The 23,349-nt window shown below is 37.5% G+C and carries 21 protein-coding genes and 1 pseudogene; 10 read left to right on the forward strand and 12 right to left on the reverse strand.

Features of this window, described 5'->3' with window-relative positions:
- The first annotated feature begins 6 nt into the window (after positions 1-6).
- Positions 7-1,251 carry a cell division protein FtsZ gene (gene ftsZ, locus AOR04_RS02945; RefSeq protein ID WP_096792499.1) on the forward strand — a complete coding sequence of 415 codons (1,245 nt, stop codon included), beginning with the start codon at positions 7-9 and terminating at the stop codon, positions 1,249-1,251.
- Positions 1,252-1,357: 106 nt separating this feature from the next.
- The gene (gene lpxC, locus AOR04_RS02950) at positions 1,358-2,269 is read left to right on the forward strand and encodes a UDP-3-O-acyl-N-acetylglucosamine deacetylase (protein WP_096794071.1); all 912 of its coding nucleotides are present in this window, start codon (positions 1,358-1,360) and stop codon (positions 2,267-2,269) included.
- Between the two features lie 77 nt (positions 2,270-2,346).
- On the opposite strand, the gene yjjG is transcribed toward lpxC, so the two are convergent.
- The 3 genes from yjjG to AOR04_RS02965 form a co-directional block, all read right to left on the reverse strand.
- Positions 2,347-3,024, reverse strand: a complete 678-nt coding sequence (yjjG, locus tag AOR04_RS02955; RefSeq protein ID WP_096792500.1) for a pyrimidine 5'-nucleotidase — start codon at positions 3,022-3,024, stop codon at positions 2,347-2,349.
- A gap of 13 nt (positions 3,025-3,037) precedes the next feature.
- Positions 3,038-3,583 (reverse strand): inosine/xanthosine triphosphatase, encoded by a 546-nt coding sequence (gene yjjX, locus AOR04_RS02960; RefSeq protein ID WP_096792501.1) that lies wholly within the window; start codon positions 3,581-3,583, stop codon positions 3,038-3,040.
- Positions 3,584-3,647: 64 nt separating this feature from the next.
- On the reverse strand, positions 3,648-4,547 hold the full coding sequence (locus AOR04_RS02965) for a phosphoribulokinase (protein ID WP_007376967.1): 900 nt from the start codon (positions 4,545-4,547) through the stop codon (positions 3,648-3,650).
- A gap of 157 nt (positions 4,548-4,704) precedes the next feature.
- On the opposite strand from AOR04_RS02965, the gene AOR04_RS02970 reads away from it, so the two are divergent.
- Positions 4,705-5,580 carry a hypothetical protein gene (locus tag AOR04_RS02970; RefSeq protein WP_096792502.1) on the forward strand — a complete coding sequence of 292 codons (876 nt, stop codon included), beginning with the start codon at positions 4,705-4,707 and terminating at the stop codon, positions 5,578-5,580.
- Positions 5,581-5,655: 75 nt separating this feature from the next.
- Complete coding sequence (locus tag AOR04_RS02975) at positions 5,656-6,021, forward strand: hypothetical protein (protein WP_007376965.1); 366 nt, start codon at positions 5,656-5,658, stop codon at positions 6,019-6,021.
- A gap of 94 nt (positions 6,022-6,115) precedes the next feature.
- On the opposite strand, the gene AOR04_RS02980 is transcribed toward AOR04_RS02975, so the two are convergent.
- The 5 genes and pseudogenes from AOR04_RS02980 to AOR04_RS03000 all read right to left on the reverse strand — a co-directional run.
- Positions 6,116-8,689, reverse strand: coding sequence for a M1 family metallopeptidase (locus AOR04_RS02980; RefSeq protein WP_096792503.1), 2,574 nt, complete (start codon positions 8,687-8,689; stop codon positions 6,116-6,118).
- Between the two features lie 148 nt (positions 8,690-8,837).
- Positions 8,838-9,518, reverse strand: coding sequence for a hypothetical protein (locus AOR04_RS02985; RefSeq protein ID WP_033029922.1), 681 nt, complete (start codon positions 9,516-9,518; stop codon positions 8,838-8,840).
- 147 nt (positions 9,519-9,665) lie between these two features.
- Positions 9,666-10,016, reverse strand: coding sequence for a DUF2750 domain-containing protein (locus tag AOR04_RS02990; RefSeq protein WP_007376962.1), 351 nt, complete (start codon positions 10,014-10,016; stop codon positions 9,666-9,668).
- A gap of 847 nt (positions 10,017-10,863) precedes the next feature.
- Positions 10,864-11,145 carry a peptidylprolyl isomerase gene (locus AOR04_RS02995; RefSeq protein WP_007376961.1) on the reverse strand — a complete coding sequence of 94 codons (282 nt, stop codon included), beginning with the start codon at positions 11,143-11,145 and terminating at the stop codon, positions 10,864-10,866.
- Between the two features lie 85 nt (positions 11,146-11,230).
- Positions 11,231-11,689, reverse strand: a pseudogene (locus AOR04_RS03000) (glutathione peroxidase); the annotation flags it as partial.
- Between the two features lie 107 nt (positions 11,690-11,796).
- Between AOR04_RS03000 and AOR04_RS03005 the strand changes: the two are divergent.
- The 4 genes from AOR04_RS03005 to AOR04_RS03025 all read left to right on the forward strand — a co-directional run bounded on the left by AOR04_RS03005 (position 11,797) and on the right by AOR04_RS03025 (position 16,779).
- Positions 11,797-12,762 (forward strand): IS30 family transposase, encoded by a 966-nt coding sequence (locus tag AOR04_RS03005; protein WP_096792504.1) that lies wholly within the window; start codon positions 11,797-11,799, stop codon positions 12,760-12,762.
- A 245-nt stretch (positions 12,763-13,007) separates the two neighbouring features.
- On the forward strand, positions 13,008-13,496 hold the full coding sequence (locus AOR04_RS03015) for a GNAT family N-acetyltransferase (protein ID WP_096794072.1): 489 nt from the start codon (positions 13,008-13,010) through the stop codon (positions 13,494-13,496).
- A gap of 119 nt (positions 13,497-13,615) precedes the next feature.
- Positions 13,616-15,595 (forward strand): ATP-binding protein, encoded by a 1,980-nt coding sequence (locus AOR04_RS03020; RefSeq protein ID WP_096792505.1) that lies wholly within the window; start codon positions 13,616-13,618, stop codon positions 15,593-15,595.
- Positions 15,596-15,651: 56 nt separating this feature from the next.
- The gene (locus AOR04_RS03025) at positions 15,652-16,779 is read left to right on the forward strand and encodes a response regulator (protein ID WP_096794073.1); all 1,128 of its coding nucleotides are present in this window, start codon (positions 15,652-15,654) and stop codon (positions 16,777-16,779) included.
- Positions 16,780-16,978: 199 nt separating this feature from the next.
- On the opposite strand, the gene queG is transcribed toward AOR04_RS03025, so the two are convergent.
- The 4 genes from queG to AOR04_RS03045 all read right to left on the reverse strand — a co-directional run bounded on the left by queG (position 16,979) and on the right by AOR04_RS03045 (position 21,196).
- Positions 16,979-18,112 (reverse strand): tRNA epoxyqueuosine(34) reductase QueG, encoded by a 1,134-nt coding sequence (gene queG, locus AOR04_RS03030; RefSeq protein ID WP_033029925.1) that lies wholly within the window; start codon positions 18,110-18,112, stop codon positions 16,979-16,981.
- Positions 18,113-18,350: 238 nt separating this feature from the next.
- The gene (locus AOR04_RS03035) at positions 18,351-19,568 is read right to left on the reverse strand and encodes a methyl-accepting chemotaxis protein (RefSeq protein ID WP_007376955.1); all 1,218 of its coding nucleotides are present in this window, start codon (positions 19,566-19,568) and stop codon (positions 18,351-18,353) included.
- A 60-nt stretch (positions 19,569-19,628) separates the two neighbouring features.
- On the reverse strand, positions 19,629-20,333 hold the full coding sequence (locus AOR04_RS03040) for a glycerophosphodiester phosphodiesterase (RefSeq protein WP_096792506.1): 705 nt from the start codon (positions 20,331-20,333) through the stop codon (positions 19,629-19,631).
- The gene (locus AOR04_RS03045) at positions 20,330-21,196 is read right to left on the reverse strand and encodes a DMT family transporter (protein WP_096792507.1); all 867 of its coding nucleotides are present in this window, start codon (positions 21,194-21,196) and stop codon (positions 20,330-20,332) included. Before AOR04_RS03045 ends, AOR04_RS03040 begins: the two co-directional genes overlap by 4 nt.
- 326 nt (positions 21,197-21,522) lie before the next feature.
- Between AOR04_RS03045 and AOR04_RS03050 the strand changes: the two genes are divergently transcribed.
- Both AOR04_RS03050 and AOR04_RS03055 read left to right on the forward strand, forming a co-directional pair.
- Positions 21,523-22,611, forward strand: a complete 1,089-nt coding sequence (locus AOR04_RS03050; RefSeq protein WP_096792508.1) for a sensor histidine kinase — start codon at positions 21,523-21,525, stop codon at positions 22,609-22,611.
- 33 nt (positions 22,612-22,644) lie between these two features.
- Positions 22,645-23,259: a response regulator transcription factor gene (locus AOR04_RS03055; RefSeq protein ID WP_007376950.1), complete on the forward strand. Its 615-nt coding sequence runs from the start codon at positions 22,645-22,647 to the stop codon at positions 23,257-23,259.
- Positions 23,260-23,349 lie beyond the last annotated feature (90 nt).

A 23,349-nucleotide genomic window follows, 5' to 3' on the forward strand; every position in this document is an offset into this window, starting at 1 on the left:
GTAAATATGTTTGATATAATGGAACAACACAGCGAAGAAGCTGTCATAAAAGTGATAGGCGTGGGCGGCGGCGGCGGTAACGCTGTTGAGCACATGGTAAAACAACAGATTGAAGGCGTACGCTTTATTGCTGCTAATACGGATGCACAGGCATTACGTAACTCTGCTGCCGATATTACAGTTCAATTAGGCACGCAAATAACCTCAGGGTTAGGTGCGGGCGCAAATCCTGAAGTAGGCCGTAAATCGGCTGAAGAAGACGCCGATACAATTCGTGCCAGCCTTGAAGGCGCCGACATGGTATTCATAGCTGCAGGTATGGGCGGTGGTACAGGTACTGGTGCAGCACCGGTTGTTGCTAAAATTGCTAAAGAGCTCGGTATTTTAACAGTTGCAGTTGTAACACGTCCTTTTGATTTTGAAGGTAAAAAACGTGCAGCAGCCGCCGATCAAGGCATTAATGAATTGTCAGAAATTGTAGATTCGCTTATTACAATTCCGAACAATAAATTACTTAAGGTTTTAGGAAAAGGGACTACTCTTCTAGATGCCTTCGCTAAAGCTAATGACGTATTATTTGGTGCGGTACAGGGTATAGCAGAGCTAATTACACGTTCTGGTTTAATTAACGTGGATTTCGCCGATGTACGTACAGTAATGTCTGCAATGGGTACTGCAATGATGGGAACGGCGTCTGCGTCAGGTCCTGATCGTGCACAGGAGGCTGCAGAAGCGGCTATCTCAAGCCCACTACTAGAAGACGTTGATTTAACAGGTGCTAAAGGCATCTTGGTTAATATTACCGCCGGTATGGACATTGCGATTGAAGAATTTGAAATTGTTGGCAATCACGTTAAAGCACTTGCGTCAGAAAACGCAACGGTTGTTGTTGGTGCGGTAATCGACCCAGAAATGACTGATGAGCTACGTGTAACGGTTGTTGCAACAGGTTTAGGCGGTGATCGTCGTCCACAGTTTGGTATTGTTGATAATGGCTTTAAAAAGGCATCAGGATCTGATGTTGCAAGCACATCAAACCAAGCAAGTAGTATGTACGTACCAAGCTTTGCAAGCCAAGACACAAACACTGAAGAAAATGTTGCTAAAGCACAAACGCAAAGCAAAGAAAAAGCGCCTTCAACGAGTTCAAGTAGTTCGAGCTCTTCAGCGCAAAGCGGTAAAAAAGCGGATAAATCAGAAGGCGGTGATTATTTTGATATTCCAGCTTTTTTACGTAAGCAGGCAGATTAACATTTAATAATACTTTTGTTTGAAATATGTACAAATATTGAAAGGCAAAAGGATTTATGTTAAACTCCGCCGTCTAACTGTAACTGATTTAAAAGTGAGCGAACCTATGATTAAACAGCGTACGATTGCAGAAATAGTCAAAGCCATAGGAATTGGACTTCATAAAGGTGAGAAGGTCACAATAACTCTCCGACCTGCGAGCGCAAATACTGGGATTGTATTTCGTCGTGTCGACCTTGATCCGGTTGTTGATTTTGAAACAACACCTGAAGCCGTTGGTGATACGCAATTGTGTACTTGTTTAATTAACAAAGATGGCGTTCGCTTATCGACTACTGAGCACCTTATTGCAGCCGTTGCTGCAATTGGCATTGATAATCTAATTGTAGAATTAGACAGCTCAGAAGTGCCGATTATGGATGGTAGTGCATTACCATTCATATATCTGTTACAAAAAGGCGGAATTGAAGAGCAAAATGTTGCTAAACGCTTTATTCGTATTAAAGAAAAAGTACGTATTGAAGAAGGTGATAAATGGGCTGAAGTTGAACCTTATGATGGTTTTCATATCGACTTTGAGATTGCGTTTAACCACCCTGCTATCAACGAAAGTCGCCAACGTATAGGGTTAGATATAACAACGCAAAGTTTTATTGAAGAAATTAGCCGTGCGCGTACTTTTGGATTTATGAAAGATATTGAATACATGCATGCAAACAACCTAGCACTAGGTGGTAGTATGGATAGTGCTGTGGTACTTGATGAATTCAAAGTTTTAAATCCTAATGGTTTACGTTATAGCGACGAGTTTGTTAAGCACAAGATATTAGACTGTGTTGGTGACATGTTTATGACAGGTCATAACCTTTTAGGTAAAGTAACCGCATTTAAATCGGGTCATGATTTAAATAATAAATTACTTCGTAAAATTATGGCTACAGAGTCAGCATGGGAATGGGCAACATTTGAAACGCCCGTGACGATGCCTGCACCCGGTCTTGAGTTAGCTCCAGCCTAAAAGCAATAAAAGTACAGTTCGCAAACAGTTATAAAAAATGACGCTAATTAGCGTCATTTTTTTGCGTAAAATTTACTTTATTGCAATTCTAAAATAGCTTGTAACTGATTTAAATGAGTTACGGTATAGGTTGGTTTTATTCCGTCGGGTAATTGCTCACCAGGGTGTTGTAACCAGCAAGTATCAATACCTGCATTGTTTCCGCCAAGTATGTCACTTGCTGCGGTGTCACCGACCATAAGTATCTCGCTTTTATTTGGGTTACCGATTAGCTCAAATGTGTGTTCAAAAATCGCTTTATTCGGTTTTGCTATGCCAACAAGCTCAGATATAACCAACCATTCAAACATATCTTTTAAACCAGTGTGTTCTAAACGTACTGTTTGTAGGCGGGCAAATCCGTTAGTAATAATACCTAATCGAGCATTTGGCTTAAGCTTATTTAAAAGTTCTATAGCGCCAGGTAATGGCTCGCAAATTTGCGCCATAGCATCTAAAAAAGCATCGTTCAGCTCTTTTGCTGGCACATTTAGCTTTGCAGCCCATTCATTAAAGCGAGTTACTTGTAAGTAATCAGCAGTTATAGAACCGTTTTGATAATCAACCCACAGCTGCTTATTGGTTTTTTGATAATGAATATAATCGTCTTTGCTAAAATCTACGTTGTAAGCTTTAAACATGCGAGTCATGCCCGCTAAAATATCAAACCTAAATAAGGTTTCGTCTGCGTCAAACAATACATAGCTGTATTTCATTAAACTTCCTAAATTAATTTGTTTGGCTGTATAGCTCAGAGTGTAAAAATGGCGCCATAGCTAAAGTGAGTGCTTGTGTATATGTACTTTCACGCGTGGCATGATTGTTTGTAAGTAGTCCAATAGCGCCCCCTTTTTGCTTAATATTGGTGGTATTGAATGCCTTGTCCATTACATCGCCAAGCTCTTCACCTTTAAGTAATGCATTATAAAGTACTTGAGGCAAGGGTAGGTTACTGCTGCGCCCTACAACTTGATTTAAGGCATTATCAATAATTACATAGGCAAAGGTTGCTGGACCATAGCTAAACTGCTCTGCACCGCCTTCCATTGCCACGTAATAGTGAGCTTGGTGATGTTCTTTGCAGTAATCAACGCGGTTTTGCGCGCCAATGCGTGTTTCGTCTTCGCCAATAGGTTGATCGGGCACATTGGATGGTGCATCAACACCTTGGCAATCAATTTCATGATCAGGGAAATACATTGCAAAAATATATTTAGCCGCGTTAATTTTTACAGGGTTTTTAGAACCCACAATAATTTTTAATGAGTACAACACAATGTCCCTTATTGTTACTAAAAATCAACAGTGTACGTGAGAGAGCTCAACCTTAGAAGAGGAGTTAAATAGGTATATCCAGAGGTGCTAAGTTTTCCAGTGCACGCTTTTTCAAAATAATATCTTTAATTAGTGGAGTAAGCACCAGCTCCATTGCTAAGCCCATTTTGCCACCAGGTACTACAAGCGTATTTATACGAGACATAAAACTGCCTTCGATCATGCGTAAATAATAAGGAAAATCAACATCATCAATACCTCTAAAGCGAATAACTACAAAGCTTTCATCAAGCGATGGAATATCTTTAGCGCTAAATGGATTTGAAGTATCAACGGTCGGCACTCGTTGGAAATTTATATGAGTTCGAGAAAACTGTGGCGTGATGTGATTAATGTAATCATCCATACTACGGACAATTGAGTCCATAACAGCCTCACGTGAATGACCTCTCTCAGAGGTATCGCGTATCAGTTTTTGAATCCACTCAAGGTTAATAATAGGCACCATGCCTATTAATAAATCAACATGCTTAGCAACGTCTACATCTTGATCGACTACACCACCGTGTAAACCTTCATAAAATAAAATATCAGTATTATGCTCAAGCTCTTGCCAAGGAGTAAAGGTGCCCGGTAACTGATTGTACGGAACTGCTTCATCAAATGTATGTAAATAGCGGCGTAATTTACCTTGCCCAGTTTCACCATAATGATTAAATAAAGTTTCGAGGGCACCAAAATCATTGGCTTCTCGGCCAAAGTAACTTATGTGCTTACCTTCTTGCTGTGCTTCGCGTACTTTTTTATCCATTTCAGGGCGAGTGTAACGATGAAAGCTATCCCCTTCGATAAAAGCCGCTTCAATATTAAGGCTACGAAAAATATGTTTAATTGCATTGGTTGTGGTGGTTGTGCCTGCACCAGACGAACCCGTAATCGCAATAATAGGATTTTTAGCTGACATGTTAATTCTCTTTTTTAGGAGCCGATTTTATAACCAGACTAAACTTAACATTATTTTAAGTCGTTTGGGTATCTTAAGAGTTGACTGACTTAGCTCAAGTGACGCCATCAGCAAATAACGTTATCATGAGGTGCTTAAAATTAAAACGAGAGAAAGCATGAAACTTATTAAACCATTACTTGGATTATTTTCTATAGCAGCGCTTAGCCCAATTGTGGTGCAGGCTAGCATGCCAAAAAGCCAAGTATTACTTGCTGATTTAAATACGCCTTATGGCTTACAAGTTAGTATTGTGAGTGATAAAAACAGTTATAACAACCAGCCACATTTAACAAATACAGGTTTATACTTTACTCATGAAGTAATTACTGATGAGCAAAGCCAAACCGATATTGCTTATTATGACTTAACATCAAAACAAATCAGCAATATAACTAATTCTCCAGTAAGCGAATATTCACCAACGGTTATGCCAAGTGGTGATGCGATATCAGCGATTGTTGTAGAAGCTGACGGTAAGCAAAAATTGTGGCAATACCTACTCAAAAATGAAGATGCGCCAAGTCGTATTTTTGATTGGATTGAACCTGTTGGGTACCATGCATGGGGTGTTCAAAATGATTTAGTGATGTTCATTTTAGGAAAGCCTCATACTCTTCAATATACTTCAGTTGCACAAGCGAAGGGGGAAATAGCAGCCAGTAATATTGGGCGAACGCTTATTTATAACAACTCAATGGCTGCATTTTTATTTAGTTACACTAAAAACGAGCAACACATTTTAGCGAGTTTCAATCCACAAGATAAACAAGTTGAAGACCTATTAAGGTTACCGGCTCAAGTTCAAGATTTTATTTTAAAAGATAATACGACCATTGCTTATGCTATTAAAAACCGCGTTTATCAGCGTAAACTTGATGGAAGTGATGAAGTATCGCAATGGCTTAATTTAAGCACCTACTGCGGAAAAAATATCACAAGAATGAGTTACAACAATGAAAAACTCGCTTTTGTATGTGATATAACAAAGTAAAATAGACAAATAAATTCAGATTTTATTGTGTGTATGCGTTAATCTAATACGCAAATTAACTAATAGGGATTACACGTGGCTTATAGTGCAGACGAGCTGACAGAACAGCTTATTAAATTACAGTGCAGAAGTAATTTTAAGATTAAAAATATTGCAGAGTACATGTTAGTAAACTCTAAAGAAGCATTTTATACCCACAGCGAAAGCGGCAAGGGTAAAATAGTAATTCGGCCCGCATTTGAAGTATTTAGCGATGACTTTAATGATATTGATGGCGTAACACGTGCGCAAGGGTATTTTCATAGCAGTGAGATGACACGCTTTCCTACGCGCATTTTTAAAAGCGCTCAACCTATTCATTATGGTGTTGCGTTTAAAATAAACTCTGAGCAAGCAGCCAAAGATTTTATAGCTAAACTTACGATGATTATTGGTAATTAATAAAGCAAAAATATAAACGTAAACATAAACGTAAAAAGCCGCTGAATTTATATTCAGCGGCTTTTGTATTTTTATAGCTCAATAAACCTAATAATTACTTACTTTTTAAGAAGCTATTAACCGATTCAAGTTCACGTGTTTTAAGCGCGATACAATCGTTTGTGCTTTCTTCAAGCTTACTTAATGTGCGCGCGTAGCCTGCTACATCAGCTACTTTTTCGTTAAAGAAGGTTTTTGTTGTCGCTAAGCTTTCTGCATCACAGCTTGCAGTTGTAAAGTACGGCAAGTTAGGAATAAAGAAAGGCGGTAAGCTTGCTGTTACTTTATCGTAGTTACTGTAAACCCAATCAATAAATAACGCTTGGCGCTCATCTGTATAACTTTGACCTGACAAAATAGTACGCATGTCAGATGCCGTTACTTCATCCGTTAAGCTATAAGCTAATACTGCTTTTTGTAACTCAGGTTTACCAAAAAAGCCCATAGCTGCAAGCATGTTTGTGCGTACTTGCGGATCTTTAGTCGTTTTGAACGTTGTCATGAATTGATCAAGCAGCGCTTTGTCACCATGAAAAGCAGCAAGAGTTAAGTACGTACCCGCTAAGTATGGGTCTACTTTTTGTGGATCATTTAAATAAACTTGCGTTTGTTCTTTGGCTTTATTGATGACGTTTTGATCTTCACCATCAAAACCTAAGCGTGATACAACGGCTGCACGAAGTTGTGCAATAGCACCATCTTCACCCGCTTTTGCTTCTAAACCATATTTTTTAGCAGCAGGCGTTACTGCACCGCGAATAAATTCAGGCCATAAGTCTTTATTGCTATCGTCTTTAAAAGTGCGCTGTTGCGATACTAAGTAACCTAGTGCGGTATTTGCTACGCGAGGGTGGCTATCGCTTACGAACACTTCAAGTGTTTGCATTAACTTAGCTGCAGATATAACACCAGCATCAAGTAGCGCATCAGTAGCCGATAGTAACGCTAAGCGTTCACGGTCACTCAGTACGCTTGGCGCCTTTTTAACAAGTGCGCTAAATTGTGCATCATCCATTACCCAGCGGTAGTAGCCTAGTGCACCTTGGTCAGGATAAATCCACTCTGGTTCAAAGTCTAAATCTAGTGTTTGGCTTTGTTTATTAAGTAATACGTTTGCAGTTTTTACTTTATCGCCAGCACCATATTTAATTGCAACCGGTACATTCCATAGCTGCTCTGGCGCATCAACGCCTGCGTTTACAAAGCGGCTTTGTGAAATAGTTACTTTGCTACCTTGTTGAGTTACTTTAACTAGTGGGAAAGAAGATTGCTCAATAAACGACTTTAAAACACTCGCTACGTCTTTATTTGATGCTTTACCAAGTGCTTGCCATAAGTCGGCCGCTTCTGCATTTTTATATGAAAACTCTTTTAAGTAGCTTTGAATACCTTTTTGAAATGCGTCTTCGCCAATCCAGTTTTCAACCATTGCAAGTACTGAGCTGCCTTTACTGTAAGCAAGACCTAAACCGTCCATAATGTCGGCTTCAGTTTTAATTGGCTTACGAATAGGCTTAGTGCTTAGGCGTGCATCAAGTGCCATTACGTTGTTTTGTGGCAGGTCTAAGTGCGATTCAAACTCAGGGTTAAGCTGCTTAGTAATTTTTGCAGCCATCCAGCTAGCAAACGCTTCGTTTAACCATAAGTCGTTCCACCACTTCATGGTTACTAAGTTACCGTACCATTGGTGAGCAAGTTCGTGAGCTATAATTGATACATTACGCTGTTTTTTACTGCGTGTTGCTGCAGCTAAATCAACTAATAAAATATCTTCTCGGTAGGTTACTAAGCCGGAGTTTTCCATTGCGCCAAATGGAAACTCTGGTACCGCTACTGAGTCTAATTTTTTGTAAACGTAAGGAATACCAAAATACGCTTCAAGTGCGCCCAGTACTTTTGGCATGTTTTCTTTTGCGTATTGGGCTAAGTGAATCTTACCTTGTGGGGTAATTACACGACCAGGAATTGGCATACCTTTTATTTCTAATTCTTCAAACGGGCCAACAGTCATAGCGACTAAGTATGAAGGAATTGGCGGCGTTTTATCAAAGTAGTGTGTGGTCATATCGCCATTAACGATTGCTTTAAGCTCAGGCGTATTTGAATATACTTTTTGTGATGTAGGCGCAGTAATCGTTAACTGAAATGGAATTTTATAGCTAGGTTCGTCAAAAACAGGAAACGCACGACGCGCGTCGCTCATTTCAAACTGAGTAAATAAATAAGGCGTACCTTGGTCTAGCGTTTTGTACAAGCCTACGCTTTGGCGATTATATGGCGCTGAAAAATCAACTTTAAGCGTGTATTTACCTGGTTGAATTTGCTCATCACAACTAAATTTAACTTTGCCTGTTTTAAGCATTTCGTTGTTTAAATCACAGTTTTCGTCGCCAAGCAGTTGCGCCATTTTAACAGCGTAAGCAACGCCATTTAGCTCAATGTATTTTGTTGGTTTTAGTACTTCTAGGGAAATCTCTGTCATCCCTGTGAATGTATCTTGGCTTGGGTCGAGTATTAGCGATACTTTTTGCGAGCTTGGTTTTGCGAGTTTTTCGATAACAAATTCGTTAGCGTTTGCAGCATTCATTGCCAGCGCAACGCTCACAGTTAAGAGGCTTTTGAGAAACATAATGATCCCTAGATTGTTGTTGTTAGAAATTACCCTAAATAGGCTTTTTTATGCGTATATAATTAGGGATGTGGATATCCTAACAGCTTTTTTAAATAGAGTAATTGATTATAACAGTGACTTTAAGGGGAAATAGTAACAAAGTTTGTCAGTGACTTTCACGTGTTATAAAACGTTGCCAGTGCAGGTGTGAGTTAATAGTACGTATTTTTTGGATCACGTTATTTAATAAAAGCACGTCGTTAAATTCATCACATGAATATTCGTTAAAGCCCATTAAATAATTAAAGGCGTCTTTCGAGTTAGCCTGCAGAGCATGTATACGAACTTGTTGCTCAAAGTTGAGGCGTAAGCTGCTTATTGCTGTTTTCATGCCGAGTTGATCAACATTTGGTATATCACACTTTTGTAAATAGCCGGCTCGCTCACCTTCACCTGAAAACCAAATACGCACTTTTTCACTGTACCTGCCAGTTTTTGCGGGCAAGTCGAACATCAATCGGTGTTGATTTTGCGATTTAATAAACGCTATATATTCATTAAGACCATAATTTATAAGCGCTTTGTGTACAGGGACTAAGCGGGGCTTTATTTTTCCGTGAGTATGAAAACTAAAACATAAAATATTTTGTTTAAAGATTAGATCATCAAGTGTTAAGTAACCAATTTCGTCACTGTAAGCACCACTATAATATGAAATTAAGGGCAGCCAAAAGTGCCAATGTTTTGGTTGCTCGCGGATAACTTTAACATCACCGTATATATATCCATTATAAAGTGTATGCAGCTCCATAGCTGAAAAAGGGCGACGGCCAAGATGGGTTTTCAACGCAATACCTTGAAAATAATGACGTGTTATATTTTATACTCAAACCACAGTAAGATGCGAGTGTCGTTGAGGTTAAAATCAATTAAACCCAACGAGCAGCGGGACTCGTTGGGTTTCAGTAACTTTATAATAAGCTACGCTATCTGTTTATTCGCTTAATGCGCGAGCTAGACCAACAGGTTCAATTTCCACACATACTTGGTCATCATTCCAATTAATACCAACTAGTGCGTTATCTTCGCTTAAATCTTCAACCCAAGCATCTAAAAACTCGTCAAGATTAATTTCTACAGGGCTGTAGTCTTTCCATTCTTCTTTACATTGTGCCTTAGCAGCTTCTTCGCTTTCCCAAAGTAGTAATACGTCAGTTTCGTCAAATTGATTTGAATCACATACTACAAAGCCATTATCTTCTGCACCTAGCGCCCAAATTACTTCGCTAACACGTACTTTTTCTACAAAGTTAACTAGTTGTGATTCAATTTCGATATCGCTCATGTGTTTACCTTTTTAATTAGTGACTAGGATTAGTATCTATAGCTGCTTGGCGTTGGTTATATTACTTATGAAAAGCAATAAATTACGAATGTTGGCAAAAATGAGTCAACAAACGAAAGCAAATCCAATCAAGCGGGCAGTATAAACTGATGTTGAAGCATTCACAGCCTTTAAATTCATCATCAGTTAAATGGGCAGTTAAATAGTTTAATGTTTCAACAATATGTTCATTTTATGAAATTAAAGCGTAAGTAACCTGAATTCTGGATAATAAACCTACCCTAGTCAGTTATTTTTAACGCTAACTGCGTTGAACTTACTTGTAATTGGCCGGCTATTGACGGGTAAACTTGCCTTGTTTTCACTGAAAACCTCTGGCTATGGCCTGTTTATCTTTCGAGGTTAAATATGTGCTGCCCGTAGGGTTCTGTCTAGGGCTATTTACTCTTTGTTGCTCGGTTTTTACTTAGCCCACTAGGTTATAAACCTTACGCCGCGATTAAATAGCTCCTAGAGAACAATAAATTTAAATACCATTATTGTTCAATATATTAGTAAAAATTCTTGCTTAGTTCTAGCGCAGTTTTTTTATCGTTAATTAGACACCATATATAATACCAATTCGCTTAATTGAATAATCTATTTTGAAGCAAGAAAATCGTGTCGATAACAAGGAAAAATTTCGTTATTTGTTCTATATCAGAAGTTTTTAACGTAGCTAGCGTCAGATTTAATATCTCAGATTGATTAAGTATTATTGCGGATTGGTATAAGAAAGTTGGTACTAATTGCTCATTTAAAAAGCCGCAAAAGCGGCTTTTAGAAGTTTTACTTACAATACAAAAATTTATTCTGAACGGCTAGTAACTTCAAGTAAATGATAACCAAATTGTGTTTGTACTGGGCCTTGTACTTGGTTAATAGGCGCAGAAAATACCACTTTATCAAATTCTGGTACCATCATGCCCGGTCCAAACTCGCCAAGGGCGCCGCCATCTTGACCTGAAGGACAGTTAGAGTGGTTTTTTGCTAATTCAGCAAAATCTTCACCTTGTTCAATTTTTGTTTTTAAGTCTAAGCATTGTGCTTCGCTATCTACTAATATGTGTCGTGCGCTTGCCACTGTCATAAAATCTCCCGCTTATTATGTGGTGTTTTTTTAACCTAATGAAATGTCATTCTAGTTAGTTTCAACTAATTGTACCAGTATAAACTTAATTATTAGAAAGTGTATTTTCAATTGCCGTAATCATCTTTTCTGAGTCAGGTGACACTTTGCTGTTAAATCGTAAAATTGTTTTGCGATCTGCAGATACTAGGTATTTATAAAAATTCCAATTAGGGGAACTAGTTTGCTCATTTAGGTGTTTAAAAATAGGATTGGCATCACTGCCTCGTACTTCACTGGTAGCAAACATAGGAAAAGTAACCCCATAATTAATAAAGCAGACTTTAGCTGTCGCTTTTTCATCATTTTCTTCTTGAAAGAAATCGTCAGAAGGAAACCCTAAGACAACTAACCCCTGACTTTTATATTGTTTATAAAGTGCTTCTAAGCCTTTAAATTGAGGTGTGAAACCGCAGTTACTGGCTGTATTAACGATCAATAAAGGCTTATTTTTAAACTGACATAAGTTGATTGACTCTTCAGAACGTAACTTACGTACCCGAATTCATTTTGCAAGTGCACCACTGACCATAACCCACCAATAAATATGACATTCTGAAGTATTTGCTAATGTAGTAAGTGCGACCAAACTCATTATCGAGGGAATTCAGAATGTCTTATGAACATCTTAACAGTTTCGAACGAAAAGCTATCTACTATCGATTCAACAGTGGCGAAAGCTGCCGATCCATTGGTAAACTATTAAATCGACACCATACAACTATCATGCGTGAAGTTAAGCGAAATAAGCCACCCTACTATGATTATTTCGATGAGGCAGCGCACGAAAAAGCGATGGAAAGAAGGAAGGTCTCCAGGCATGCAAGAAAAAGAAACAATAAGGCACTGTACGAGCTTGTGTTGAGTAAGATAGCAATGGGATGGTCTCCAGATGCTATAGCAGGTCGGCTTAAGAAGGATAACCCGTCAGATGAATTAATGCATGTCAGCCATGAAACAATCTATCAATGGGTGATTAAGGATTTTAAAGCAGGTGGAGAGCTATACAAAGACTTAGCTAAGAGGCATAAAAAAAGACGTAAACAACGTAAATATGGCGATTTACGTGGGCAAATTAAGAATAGAGTAAGTATTAGCGAACGACCAAAAATAGTCGAAGACAGAAGCCGAATAGGTGACTGGGAAGGTGATTTAATTGAAGGCAAAAAGGGCTCTGGTTTTTTTGTAACCCATGTTGACCGTAGCTCTCGATATTTAATCGCGCAAAAAATAGAGACTAAGCAAGCTGAGTCATTCAATACGGCTACAGTAGAGATGTTTAAAGAGATTCCAGAGCATAAACAGTTAACTCTGACCTTGGATAATGGAAAAGAATTTTCGAAATTTAAAGCTTTGGAAGAAGAACTAGATTTTATTATTTACTTTGCTGATCCTTATTGTTCGTGGCAACGAGGAACAAATGAACATACAAACGGTCTGATCAGGCGTTATTTCCCAAAGAAAACTGATTTTTCAACTATAACTAATGAACAACTCCAAGAGGTTGTAATGAAAATTAATACTCGCCCAAGGAAAATACTAAATTATCAGACAGCTGAAGAGGTCTTTATTAATTAGTGATTTAAGGTTTGGTGCACTTGGAACCTGAATTCGGGGTATATTGACGTTAGTAAAATCTTGGCATGTTGTGGCCACGTGCTTATCAATTGATTCTGTTTGAGCATGAAGTGGTGTATTTATTAATAAAACCCCTAAACCGAGTAATATTTTTTTTAGCATAGCTAACGACCTAAACTTTACGATTGTTTGAGTGGATGATCATACGCTAATATGGAGAAAATTGATCAACCATGCAATCTATTATGACAACCCGTTTAGCAACTATAAATGATCTTAGCGAAATCGTAGCAATTTACAACGAGACTATAGCTGGTCGAATGGTGACTGCTGACACTGAAGAAGTCACCGTTGAAGAAAAGCGTGAGTGGTTTAATAGCCATACACAAAAAAGACCTATTTATGTTTACTGTGAGAATAACAAAATACTCGCATGGCTTAGTTATAAATCATTTTATGGTCGCCCAGCTTACGATGGCACTGTTGAAATGAGCATATATATTACCGCAAAAGCACAAGGTAAAGGGCTTGGCAAAAAGTTGATGAAATTTGCACAAACCCAAGCTAAACAACTCAATATACGCGTATTGCTAGGATTTATTTTTAGCCACAACTTACCAAGTGTAAATCTATTTAAACATTTTGGCTTCGATGTTTGGGGAGAGTTACCCAATGTCGCTATGATGGATAGTAAGCTTTATAGCCTTACTATTTTCGGAAAACATGTAGAATAAAGTTCGTATCTCTTTTAGGTAAAAAATCTTATGAAATAACGCTAAGAACCTATGCTAACTAAACAATAATAGGCTACGCTATTAATATATTAAGTTAATTATTTTTAAAGTGTAGCTTGATGATTCGGAAAATATTAATAGTAGACAGCAGCACTATTATCGCAATGCGAGTAAAAGTACTTTTAGAGTTAATTGGATGTGAGGTTGAATTAATTCATTTTTCTATGCTCGATATGCATATAAATGCTGATGCGTATGATTTAATTATAGTGGCACATGGAGTACCTGTTATTTCTATTGAACCGTTGATTGCTAAGGTCTCACAATCACGGTTTATGTTGCTTGCTCCAAAAGCTGAAAATGGTGAACAACTAAACGCATTTAGTGAGCTTAATCATGCTGTTGCTAATGCAACTGTAGTTTACCCATTTTTTTCTAATAAGGAGATAACTTCTCTACTTGAGAGTTTATTAGAGCTTGGCTCTAACCATATTCTTCAATTACCCACTATTTTACTGGTTGATCATATACCTGAGCGTCTTGAAAAAATGAAAAGCAGCTTAGTAGGCGCTCATATAAACACCTACACCGCGACAAATTTAGATGAAGTATTGGCAATATCCGTTGATACTAAAATTGATATATTAATTAGTGATTTTAGTTTTGGTGATGTAACTGGGTTAGGTATATTTTCTAGCCTAAAATTAAAGCAGCCACATTGTAGGTGTTTACTTTTTACGTCACGCCCTGATCAAGTGTCCATGATTGAGGCTATTCGTGAGGGAGTTGAAGATGTACTTATTAAACCCCTTAACGATAGTATTCTTTTGCAGTCGGTCCATAAGCTATGGCAAACCGAATTATTGAAACGACATAATGCAGAGTTAGTAGAAAGGCTTCAAGACACCGTAGATGCGCTTATTGAAAAGGATAGCTTATTACAAGTTATTTATAAGCATACACCCGATGCAATTATGTTATTTGAGCGCGGTGGTAAAGTTATCGAAGCGAATGATGCTTGCTTAAAGCTATTTGATTTACCGTTTAATGAATTAGAAAGTAAGTCTCTTTTTGATTTTTTAGATGTTGATTCAAGCGCAGGAATTAAAGATAAAATTTTGACTTTAAATAGTAATCGACAGTTTAGTTGCGATTTACGTTTAACAAAAACACTAGGGGGTTATATACCTCTTGTGGGATCTTTTAATGAAATAGATCACCATGGTGAAATTGCGCTGGCAGTTATTTTTAAAAATGTAACGCACTTAAAACAAAAAGAAGAGTTGCTACTTGAAGCAAAAGATATTTTAGAAGAACAAGTTAGAGCGCGTACCTCACAGTTAGAGCACGCTAAAAATGTGGCTGAAGCCGCCAATTTAAGTAAATCAGAATTTTTAGCAAACATGTCTCACGAACTTCGTACACCAATGCATTCAATTTTAAGCTTTTCTCGTTTTGGCTTAAATAAATTAGAGGTTGGTGATTTTGCGGAAGAAAAATTATTTAAGTACTTGTCTCGAATTGAATCCAGTGGAGAACGGTTACTTTCATTACTTAATAATTTACTGGATCTATCCAAGCTTGATGTGGGTAAATTTCCTTTCAATCCTAGAACACATAATTTAGCTAATATCATTAGAACGAGTATTGATGATGTCGCTGGAACTGCAATGGAAAAAGAGATTGAAATCATTTTTTCAGTGCAGTCTAACCCGGTAGTCGCTCTGTGTGATGAGGAACAAATTAATCAATTAATGTGTAATTTATTAGGTAACGCATTAAAGTTTAGTGAGCCAAAAAGTAAAATTAAAGTGGAATTGGCATCTGAGAACGAGTTTGCAGTAATAGCCGTTATCGATAATGGTATTGGTATACCTGAGGATGAACTTGAAGACATTTTCACTAAATTTGTACAAAGCAGTAAAACCAATAGCGGAGCTGGTGGAACAGGGTTAGGCCTTGCATTATGTAGGGAGTTTGTTTCTTTGCATCAAGGTAATATTACAGCCTTAAATAACACTAATGGCGGCGCTACTATTTGTATACAAATACCACTTAAAATAAACCTAGACGAACACTTAGCACTGCAAAGCAGTTAATTTTTTAAACAAGTGTTTGAAGTAGCATATTTAGAATTTAAATGGATGATGAAACGATGGCTTTAACAAAAATACTCGCAGTGGATGACGAACCCTTTAATCTTGAAATTATAGAAGAGATTCTGGAGGACCTCGATTTTGAATTAAAGGTAGCCGTTAGCGGTCCAGAGTGCTTGAGTATGGTAGAGGACTATATGCCTCAGGTTATATTACTGGATGTGAGTATGCCACAAATGAATGGTTACGAAGTCTGTAAGAGCCTTAAATCCAACCCAAATACCGCGCATATAATTGTGATGTTTGTATCAGCAAGGGGGACGGTTGAGGAACGTATGGAAGGTTACTCTGTTGGTGCAGAAGATTATATTGTTAAACCGTTTGGGCATGACGAACTCAAGTCTAAATTAAATAATTTGAATCAAGTGTTGGTAGAGAAAGAGAGTCTTGAAAAACAAGTTGAAGATGCAACTTCTACAGCATTTAATGCGATGGCTAATAGTAGTGAAATGGGGCAAATAGTTAATTATGTTGAAAATATTGGTTTTATAAATGATCCCCAAAGTTTAGGAAAAGCGCTCATAGATTGTCTACAGTCTTTTAATTTGCAAAGTAACGTAGAGTTTCGATATGCGAATGTTATAGAGCATTTTGCGTTACATGGGGTTTGTTCACCGATTGTTATTGAACTATTTGAAATGCTTAAAAGTAAAGGTCGGTTGCACGAATTTTCACATCGAATTTTGGTTAACTACGAATACATAAGCTTACTGGTTTTAAATATGCCGGATCATGATCCAGATAAGCATGGACGAATTCGTGACCACGTATGTTTTATTGTCAGTGTTACAGAGCAGCAATTACGAGCAATAATGACCAAAAGAATACTTGTATCCCAACAAGAACGACTAAATACGGTCGCAAATTCCGTACATAGTAAATTTCATAGTTTAATTGGCTTACTTAACGATAATCGTAAAAATAACGAAAGAGTTTTTAAGCAACTACAAGAAGATCTTGAAGTGCGAATACCAACAATGGGATTAGATGAGGACCAAGAGGTTTTTATTTACAAAAAAGTAGATGAAACAATTCAAAATTCAATTGCAAGAGAGGAGTCAGTTCAAGAAGTTAAAGGATCTTTTGCTGAGATTGAACAAGACCTGTCATTACTTTTAAAGAGCTAAGTAACCTGAGGACTGGATAATAAATCTATCTTAAGCAGTTTGTTCAGCACTGACTGGGTTGAATTTACTAAAATCTCTGGCTAGAGAAAATAAGTTTAAATATATTTATTATTCAAAATGTTAGTAAATCTCTTAACCAGAGTTCAGGTTAAATATACTTAACTAAATAATGTTACTTTAAAGGCTTACACCAACTGCATTATGCATCTCTGGGTAAGCCTTTTTCTACAATTCTGATTAACCTAGCTGTTTTACGAAGCGCTACTCGTTGTTTATCATTTTGTTGGGAAAGTGCCCATTCAATATGCTCTAAAACAAGTTCACTGCATATTTGGCTTTTGTCTTCTAAGGCATAAATAATAGCGGGACTAAATTGTGCATTACCTAACCCTATTGCTAAGTTACGTAACCAACGTTCGTGACCAATACGGCGAATAGGACTGCCTTCGGTATTTTTTAAAAAAGTAGCTTCATCCCAAGCAAACAACTCAAGTAAATCTTTGTCTTTTAATTGAGTGCGCGGGTGAAAATCGTTTTCGTCAGTAATTTGGCCATAACGATTCCAAGGGCATACTAACTGACAATCATCGCAGCCATAAATTCTATTACCCAATAAAGTCCTGTATTGCTCAGGAATGGGCCCTTGGTGCTCTATTGTTAAGTACGATATGCATTTACGTGCGTCAACGACATAAGGCTCTACAATTGCGCCTGTTGGGCAAAGAGTGATGCAGGCAACGCATTTACCGCAGCCTTCAAAGGTGTTTTCGGCGTCTATTGGCAGTGGTAAATCAATAAATAGCTCGCCTAAAAAAAACCACGATCCTGCTTCTTGATTAATTAACAAAGAATGCTTACCACGCCAACCTAAACCCGCTTTCTCGGCGAGTTGACGTTCAAGTACTGGGGCTGAATCTACAAAGGGTCTAAAGCCATATTCACCAATTTCTTGTTCTATTTTTTGGCCGAGTTTTTTTAATCGATTACGCATTAATTTATGATAATCACGGCCCAGTGCGTATCGGCTTATATATGCTTTTTCTTTATTTTTTAAGGTTTTTGCAAAGCCAGCATCGGGTGGGAGGTAATTCATTTTTACTGATATTACACGCTGTGTGCCAGGTACTAATTCAGCTGGGCGAGCGCGTTTCATGCCGTGTGAAGCCATGTAGTCCATTGAACCATGAAAGCCAGCATCAAGCCAACGTTGCAGTTGAGCCTCGTGCTTACTTAGGTCAATATCGGTAATACCCACTTCGCTAAAGCCAAGCTCTTGTCCCCAGGTTTTTATTTGCAGGGCTAATTTTTCATAGTCTGGGGTTGGGTTGCTCACACACTTTACACACTTAAATTAATAGCTGCGTAATTTACCATATTTACTAGGGCTTGTTTATCTTTCGGGTTGAATTTAAAGCAGTGAGTTTGGTTTTTAAGTAAGGCAAAGCTATGTTGTATGGTTGTTCCCCATAAATAGTCGATAACGCAGCATAGATGCCTGCCATGCGCTGTCTCTAGGTAGAAAAATTTTAATCCTAAAAGGCCAACAGGCTCTAATAAGTTAAAACGTTTTGTTAAAGTACAAAACGTTTTAACTGTTGTTGAGTTTGTAAGCTTAGCTGCTGAGAGTTTTCGCTATCGGCCACAGCAGTGTCGATTAATTGCTTAGCTTGCTCACCTAGCTCTACAATTTGCTCAACAGATTGATGAGTTTGAGTTTGTGTTTGCTCAAGCAGATGCACGGCACTGGCTATTTGCTTCAATTGTTGCTGATTTTGCTCAAATTCATTAAGCATCTTGCTAAACCCGTCAGACGTTGCACTAATTGCACTTTGTGCACTATTAGAGTGGGTGATCAGTTGCTCTGACTCTTTATTTGTTTCGTTTACTAGCTCATTCATTTGGGTAATAAAATCACTAATTTGTCTTGTTGCGCCACTTACCTTTATAGAAAGCGTACGGACTTCATCGGCAACTACAGCAAAGCCTCGTCCAGCTTCACCTGCTCGGGCTGCTTCTATTGCAGCGTTGAGTGCTAATAAGTTGGTTTGATCTGAAAACTCTTCAACCATTTTTAAAATACTACGTATATTTTCACTGTTTTCTTTTAAACCTGCGACCGTATTTGAAAAACTACCTAGCATATTAGTGATTAATTTAACTTGTTCGACAAGCGCTGAAAGCTCTTTAGCTGAGAGTTTTACAAAGTTTAGATGTTCATTATTAACGTTATGGACACTGTCGGTATTAATGACTATGTTTTGTAAGCTTTGCGTTATTTGCATACTCGCATTAATTATACTGTGGCTTAAATGTATTTGTTGCTCGCTTGAGTTGTCCGTATTTTTCATTGATTCGGTAACGGCTTTATTACTATTGGCACTGGCTTCAGCGCTACTGTAAGTTGTATTTAGTAGTTCGCCTAAGTGAGTGGTGAAAGTGTTGTATTGGGTACTTAAATCTCTAAATTCATCATACGAAAAATGCGGAAGTTTTGCGGCTAAATTAGCATCTTGTTGGTTTATTTTTATTAGTGTATCGCGCATCGCGGTAATAGGGCGCACGATTAAAAAACGCATATACGAAAGTGTAAAACCAAATCCCATAACAATTACTAGTGTTAAAAGCCAAAATAGCTCTGTACTTTGTTGTTCGCTAAGGCTTTGGTACAACCAAAACAGAGTGATGGCTTGAAATAGGAATACAAAACTTAGATTGCCTACAATTTTACGTGTTAATGTGAAAAAGAAGGTCTGCTCGATGTAATTATAAATTTTCATGTAGCTACTCATTTTACTGAAACCTTTATGGTATTAGTGCTCTTACGTTCTATGTAAGGAGTATAGATGTGTTTAACTATGATCTAACGATAGTAAGTATGCTTTAGTTTGTGCTGGGTAGTTGGTAAAAATCCCATCTAAACCATATTCGAGCATTAGTGCTATATCTTGCTCTTTGTCTACCGTGTAGGCATAAATTTTTAGTCCGCGTTGCTTTGCATCATTAGCAAATGCTTTATTAACAAAATTTTTATCTACATGCACACTATAGGCATTTAAATCTTCAGCAAATTTTGCATAGCTTATAGGTATAGAAGACGTTAGTACGCCTATTTTCAACCATGGTAAACGGTTTTTAAGCCACAGTAATTGATGGTGATCAAACGATGATACTAAAACATTGGTACGTGATATTTTTCCCATACTTATATTGTATTCAAGTTGAGTCGCAAGTTTTTCAAGTTCAAAAGTATGCTTAAGCTCTAGGTTGAGTAATGTTTTATCGTTATTCCAATCTAATAACTGCTGTAAGTTAGGTACAGACTCACCATTTCCCGCGTCAAGCTTGGCTATTGTTACAGCGTCAAATTCATTGACCTTACCTGTGCCATTAGTCGTTCTATCAAGCCATGAATCGTGGATTAACATGTAATCATCAATAGCACTTTGTATATCTACTTCAATGCCATCTACACCTATTTTTAGCGCTTCTAAAATAGCACTTTTAGTGTTTTCTGGGAAATGTCCGCTTGCGCCTCTGTGTGCAAATACTTTCATTTACGTGCCTTTTTTGTGATTGACCAAGTTTCAAAGCAGGCGGCACTAACAATTAATGTGCCACCTATTAGTGTCATTGCTGATGGGCGTTCATGTATTATAATAATCGCTAATAGTGTGCCATAAAGAGGTTGAAGGCAAGAAATGAGCCCAGCAGTAGCAGCAGATAAATGTTTTAAACTGGCTGCAAATAGTGAATGAGGCGTAGCTGTAAATATTACCCCTGCAATCAAAATTAATAACAAATCATGGTTACTTATTTCATACACAGGTACTTTTATAAATGCACATAGCATAAGGCTTGCAACCAAGGTTTGATAAAACATAGTTTGTGGGCCACCGTATTGGCTAAAGTAACGTTTTTGAGTGATGTTTCTTATTGAGAAAAAGAATGCTGACACTACGCCTGTTATCACTCCAAGAGTTACGTCGTCACCTAAACTGGCAGTAGGGACAAGAAGGTAAATACCTAATATAACCACCGCTGCACTAAGTATATCTTTAGCTTTGGGTTTACTCTTATTAAATAAAGGCTCTAAAAATACAGTAATTACTGGATAACTAAAAAATGCGAGCATCCCAATTGTTATACCCGCCATTTGCATACCAGCAAAGTAGGTAACCCAATGTATACCTACCGCCACACCGAGCAATATAGCCATTAAATAATCTTTAGGTTTATTAAGCTTAATAGGTTTTTTTTGCATACTTAGCAAAAACCAAATCGCAATGCCAGCAACTGTGGTTCTATAGACGGTTATATCAAGTGCATTTAAGCCAATGAGCTTTGCAAATAGAGCGGTTCCGCCAAAAAGTAATACGGCAATATGTAAATAAAGCAGGCTTTGCTGTTGGGGTTGCATTGAGTTTCCTTGTTATGCTTTTTTAGCATATTAGCATCGGTTAAAAATTCTTGAGATGATTTTTTTAATACATGACAAATGTCAGTAAAGTTAATGACATTCCACACTCACATTATTTTTGCACACTGGCATAATTACTCTACTTAATTGGAGGTAGTTATGAATTCCTTAATTTTATTTAGTTTGACTCTTAGTGAAGCGCTAGAAACATTAAATTTTACTATTAGTGACGCATATTGCTTTATGCTGATATGTATTTTCGTGTTATTTATATTTAGTAATAAAAACAAAATTATAAATAAAAATAATATACCAGAGGTATTAGCATGAGTTCACTTAGTGTCTTTTCTAAGCAAAGCGATAAAGGTTTTTGGAAATATGGACATCTAATTTTTACTGGCTTTTACTTACTTCCGATGATAATCGATTTTGCTCATTTCACGAGTGAGCAAATCGTTATTTCCTTAGCTTTTTATATTGCATTTATTCTTTTATATGTAAAAGCAATAAATTGTAAAGGTACTGGTGTAACTAAGTTATTTTTAGCAATGCTATTAATTTGCTTCAGTGCTACTTTTTACAGCACTGGCACTCCTACCTTGTTTGGCTTTGCAGCCTATATAGCAGGCTATGCATACAGCAAGCGTCAAAGAGTTTATGCTGCACTAGCGATTATATTCTCGGTTTTATTAAGCGCATATATTGGTGATATAGGAAAGGTTCAGTACTTTTTAGCGATTGCTTTAATTTTATGCGCTGCGTTATTTAGCTACGGCATTGCAGCAAGAAGGGAGCGTCAATATAAAAAGCGTGAACAAGAAAATGCAAACCAACTAGAGCAATTAGCAGCAATTGCAGAGCGAGAGCGAATAGCTCGTGATTTACATGATATTTTAGGCCATTCACTTTCATCAATAGCTCTAAAAGCCGAGCTTGCCAACAAATTATATAACGCTGAGCGGTTTGAACAAGCTGGAAATGAAATTACCCAAGTAGCCGATTTAGCCCGTGCGCTTTTATCAGATGTTCGTCACGCTGTAACCGATTTAAAACAGCAGCAACTGACAGGGCAAGTTGAGCAACTAAAACAGCGCTTAGAGGAGCAAAACATTATCACTAATGTAACGCTTAATTTACCGGTGTTACCTGCAGTAATAGAAAGCGAGCTGTGTTTAATTATTAAAGAAAGCGTGACGAATATTTTACGTCATAGTAAAGCCAATCAATGCGATATTAATCTCACATCAACTAAACAAAGCATAACGCTAAATTTATTTAATAACGGTGATTGTGAAAATATCACTCCTGGCAATGGTTTAACGGGTATTAAACAGCGCGTAGAAAAGTTAAATGGCCAAGTGAAATTTGAAATTCAAAATGGATTTAAACTGACAGCACACATTCCTTTGCCATAAGCAAAGTTAAAAATACCAAGTAAAGGAAAAAGTATGATCAAAGTATTTTTAGTAGAAGACCAAGGGTTAGTTCGCGATGCTATATCAGCATTACTAAGTCTCGACTTTAATATAGAAGTAATAGGCCAGGCGTGCGACGGACAAGCTGCACTTGATCACCTATCTAGTTTATCAAACGTATTACTACCAGATATTGTACTTAGCGATATTGAAATGCCAAATATAAATGGCATTGAACTAAGTGAACAAATAGCTGCAAAACACCCATCAATTAAAGTAGTAATAATGACTACGTTTTCCCGCGCGGGTTACATCAGACGTTCACTTTCGGCTGGTGTTAAAGGCTTTATTTTAAAAGAAGCACCAAGTGAAGATTTGGTAAATGCACTTAAAAAAGTAATGTTGGGGCAAAAAGTGATAGACCCAGAACTTGCTATTAATGCACTGGATGACTCCGATCCACTTACAGATAAAGAGCGCAAAGCACTTAAACTTGCAAGTGACGGTCTTAAAACGAGTGAAATAGCCAAGCAGTTGTTTATAAGCGAGGGAACTACACGTAATTATCTCTCGGATGCTATAGCTAAATTAAATGCCACAAACCGAATAGATGCAGCACGTATAGCGAAACAAAAAGGATGGCTTTAAAATATAGGGCTGAACATAGCCCTATATTTTAAAGCAAAAAAACAGACTAATTATAATAGTTATGTATTTCCCTCATGCCCTTCATTTTAT

Source organism: Pseudoalteromonas sp. 1_2015MBL_MicDiv (assembly GCF_002407505.1).
In the GTDB taxonomy this organism is placed as follows: Bacteria; Pseudomonadota; Gammaproteobacteria; order Enterobacterales; family Alteromonadaceae; genus Pseudoalteromonas; species Pseudoalteromonas fuliginea.

What these genes read in the sequence shown, in the direction of transcription:
- ftsZ (WP_096792499.1), top strand. Translation starts at nt 7, where the DNA reads ATGTTTGATATAATGGAACAACACAGCGAAGAAGCTGTCATAAAAGTG.
- lpxC (WP_096794071.1), top strand. Translation starts at nt 1,358, where the DNA reads ATGATTAAACAGCGTACGATTGCAGAAATAGTCAAAGCCATAGGAATT.
- yjjG (WP_096792500.1), bottom strand. Translation starts at nt 3,024, where the DNA reads ATGAAATACAGCTATGTATTGTTTGACGCAGACGAAACCTTATTTAGG.
- AOR04_RS02965 (WP_007376967.1), bottom strand. Translation starts at nt 4,547, where the DNA reads ATGTCAGCTAAAAATCCTATTATTGCGATTACGGGTTCGTCTGGTGCA.
- AOR04_RS02970 (WP_096792502.1), top strand. Translation starts at nt 4,705, where the DNA reads ATGAAACTTATTAAACCATTACTTGGATTATTTTCTATAGCAGCGCTT.
- AOR04_RS02980 (WP_096792503.1), bottom strand. Translation starts at nt 8,689, where the DNA reads ATGTTTCTCAAAAGCCTCTTAACTGTGAGCGTTGCGCTGGCAATGAAT.
- AOR04_RS02990 (WP_007376962.1), bottom strand. Translation starts at nt 10,016, where the DNA reads ATGAGCGATATCGAAATTGAATCACAACTAGTTAACTTTGTAGAAAAA.
- AOR04_RS02995 (WP_007376961.1), bottom strand. Translation starts at nt 11,145, where the DNA reads ATGACAGTGGCAAGCGCACGACACATATTAGTAGATAGCGAAGCACAA.
- AOR04_RS03005 (WP_096792504.1), top strand. Translation starts at nt 11,797, where the DNA reads ATGTCTTATGAACATCTTAACAGTTTCGAACGAAAAGCTATCTACTAT.
- AOR04_RS03015 (WP_096794072.1), top strand. Translation starts at nt 13,008, where the DNA reads ATGACAACCCGTTTAGCAACTATAAATGATCTTAGCGAAATCGTAGCA.
- AOR04_RS03020 (WP_096792505.1), top strand. Translation starts at nt 13,616, where the DNA reads ATGATTCGGAAAATATTAATAGTAGACAGCAGCACTATTATCGCAATG.
- AOR04_RS03025 (WP_096794073.1), top strand. Translation starts at nt 15,652, where the DNA reads ATGGCTTTAACAAAAATACTCGCAGTGGATGACGAACCCTTTAATCTT.
- AOR04_RS03035 (WP_007376955.1), bottom strand. Translation starts at nt 19,568, where the DNA reads ATGAGTAGCTACATGAAAATTTATAATTACATCGAGCAGACCTTCTTT.
- AOR04_RS03040 (WP_096792506.1), bottom strand. Translation starts at nt 20,333, where the DNA reads ATGAAAGTATTTGCACACAGAGGCGCAAGCGGACATTTCCCAGAAAAC.
- AOR04_RS03045 (WP_096792507.1), bottom strand. Translation starts at nt 21,196, where the DNA reads ATGCAACCCCAACAGCAAAGCCTGCTTTATTTACATATTGCCGTATTA.
- AOR04_RS03050 (WP_096792508.1), top strand. Translation starts at nt 21,523, where the DNA reads ATGAGTTCACTTAGTGTCTTTTCTAAGCAAAGCGATAAAGGTTTTTGG.
- AOR04_RS03055 (WP_007376950.1), top strand. Translation starts at nt 22,645, where the DNA reads ATGATCAAAGTATTTTTAGTAGAAGACCAAGGGTTAGTTCGCGATGCT.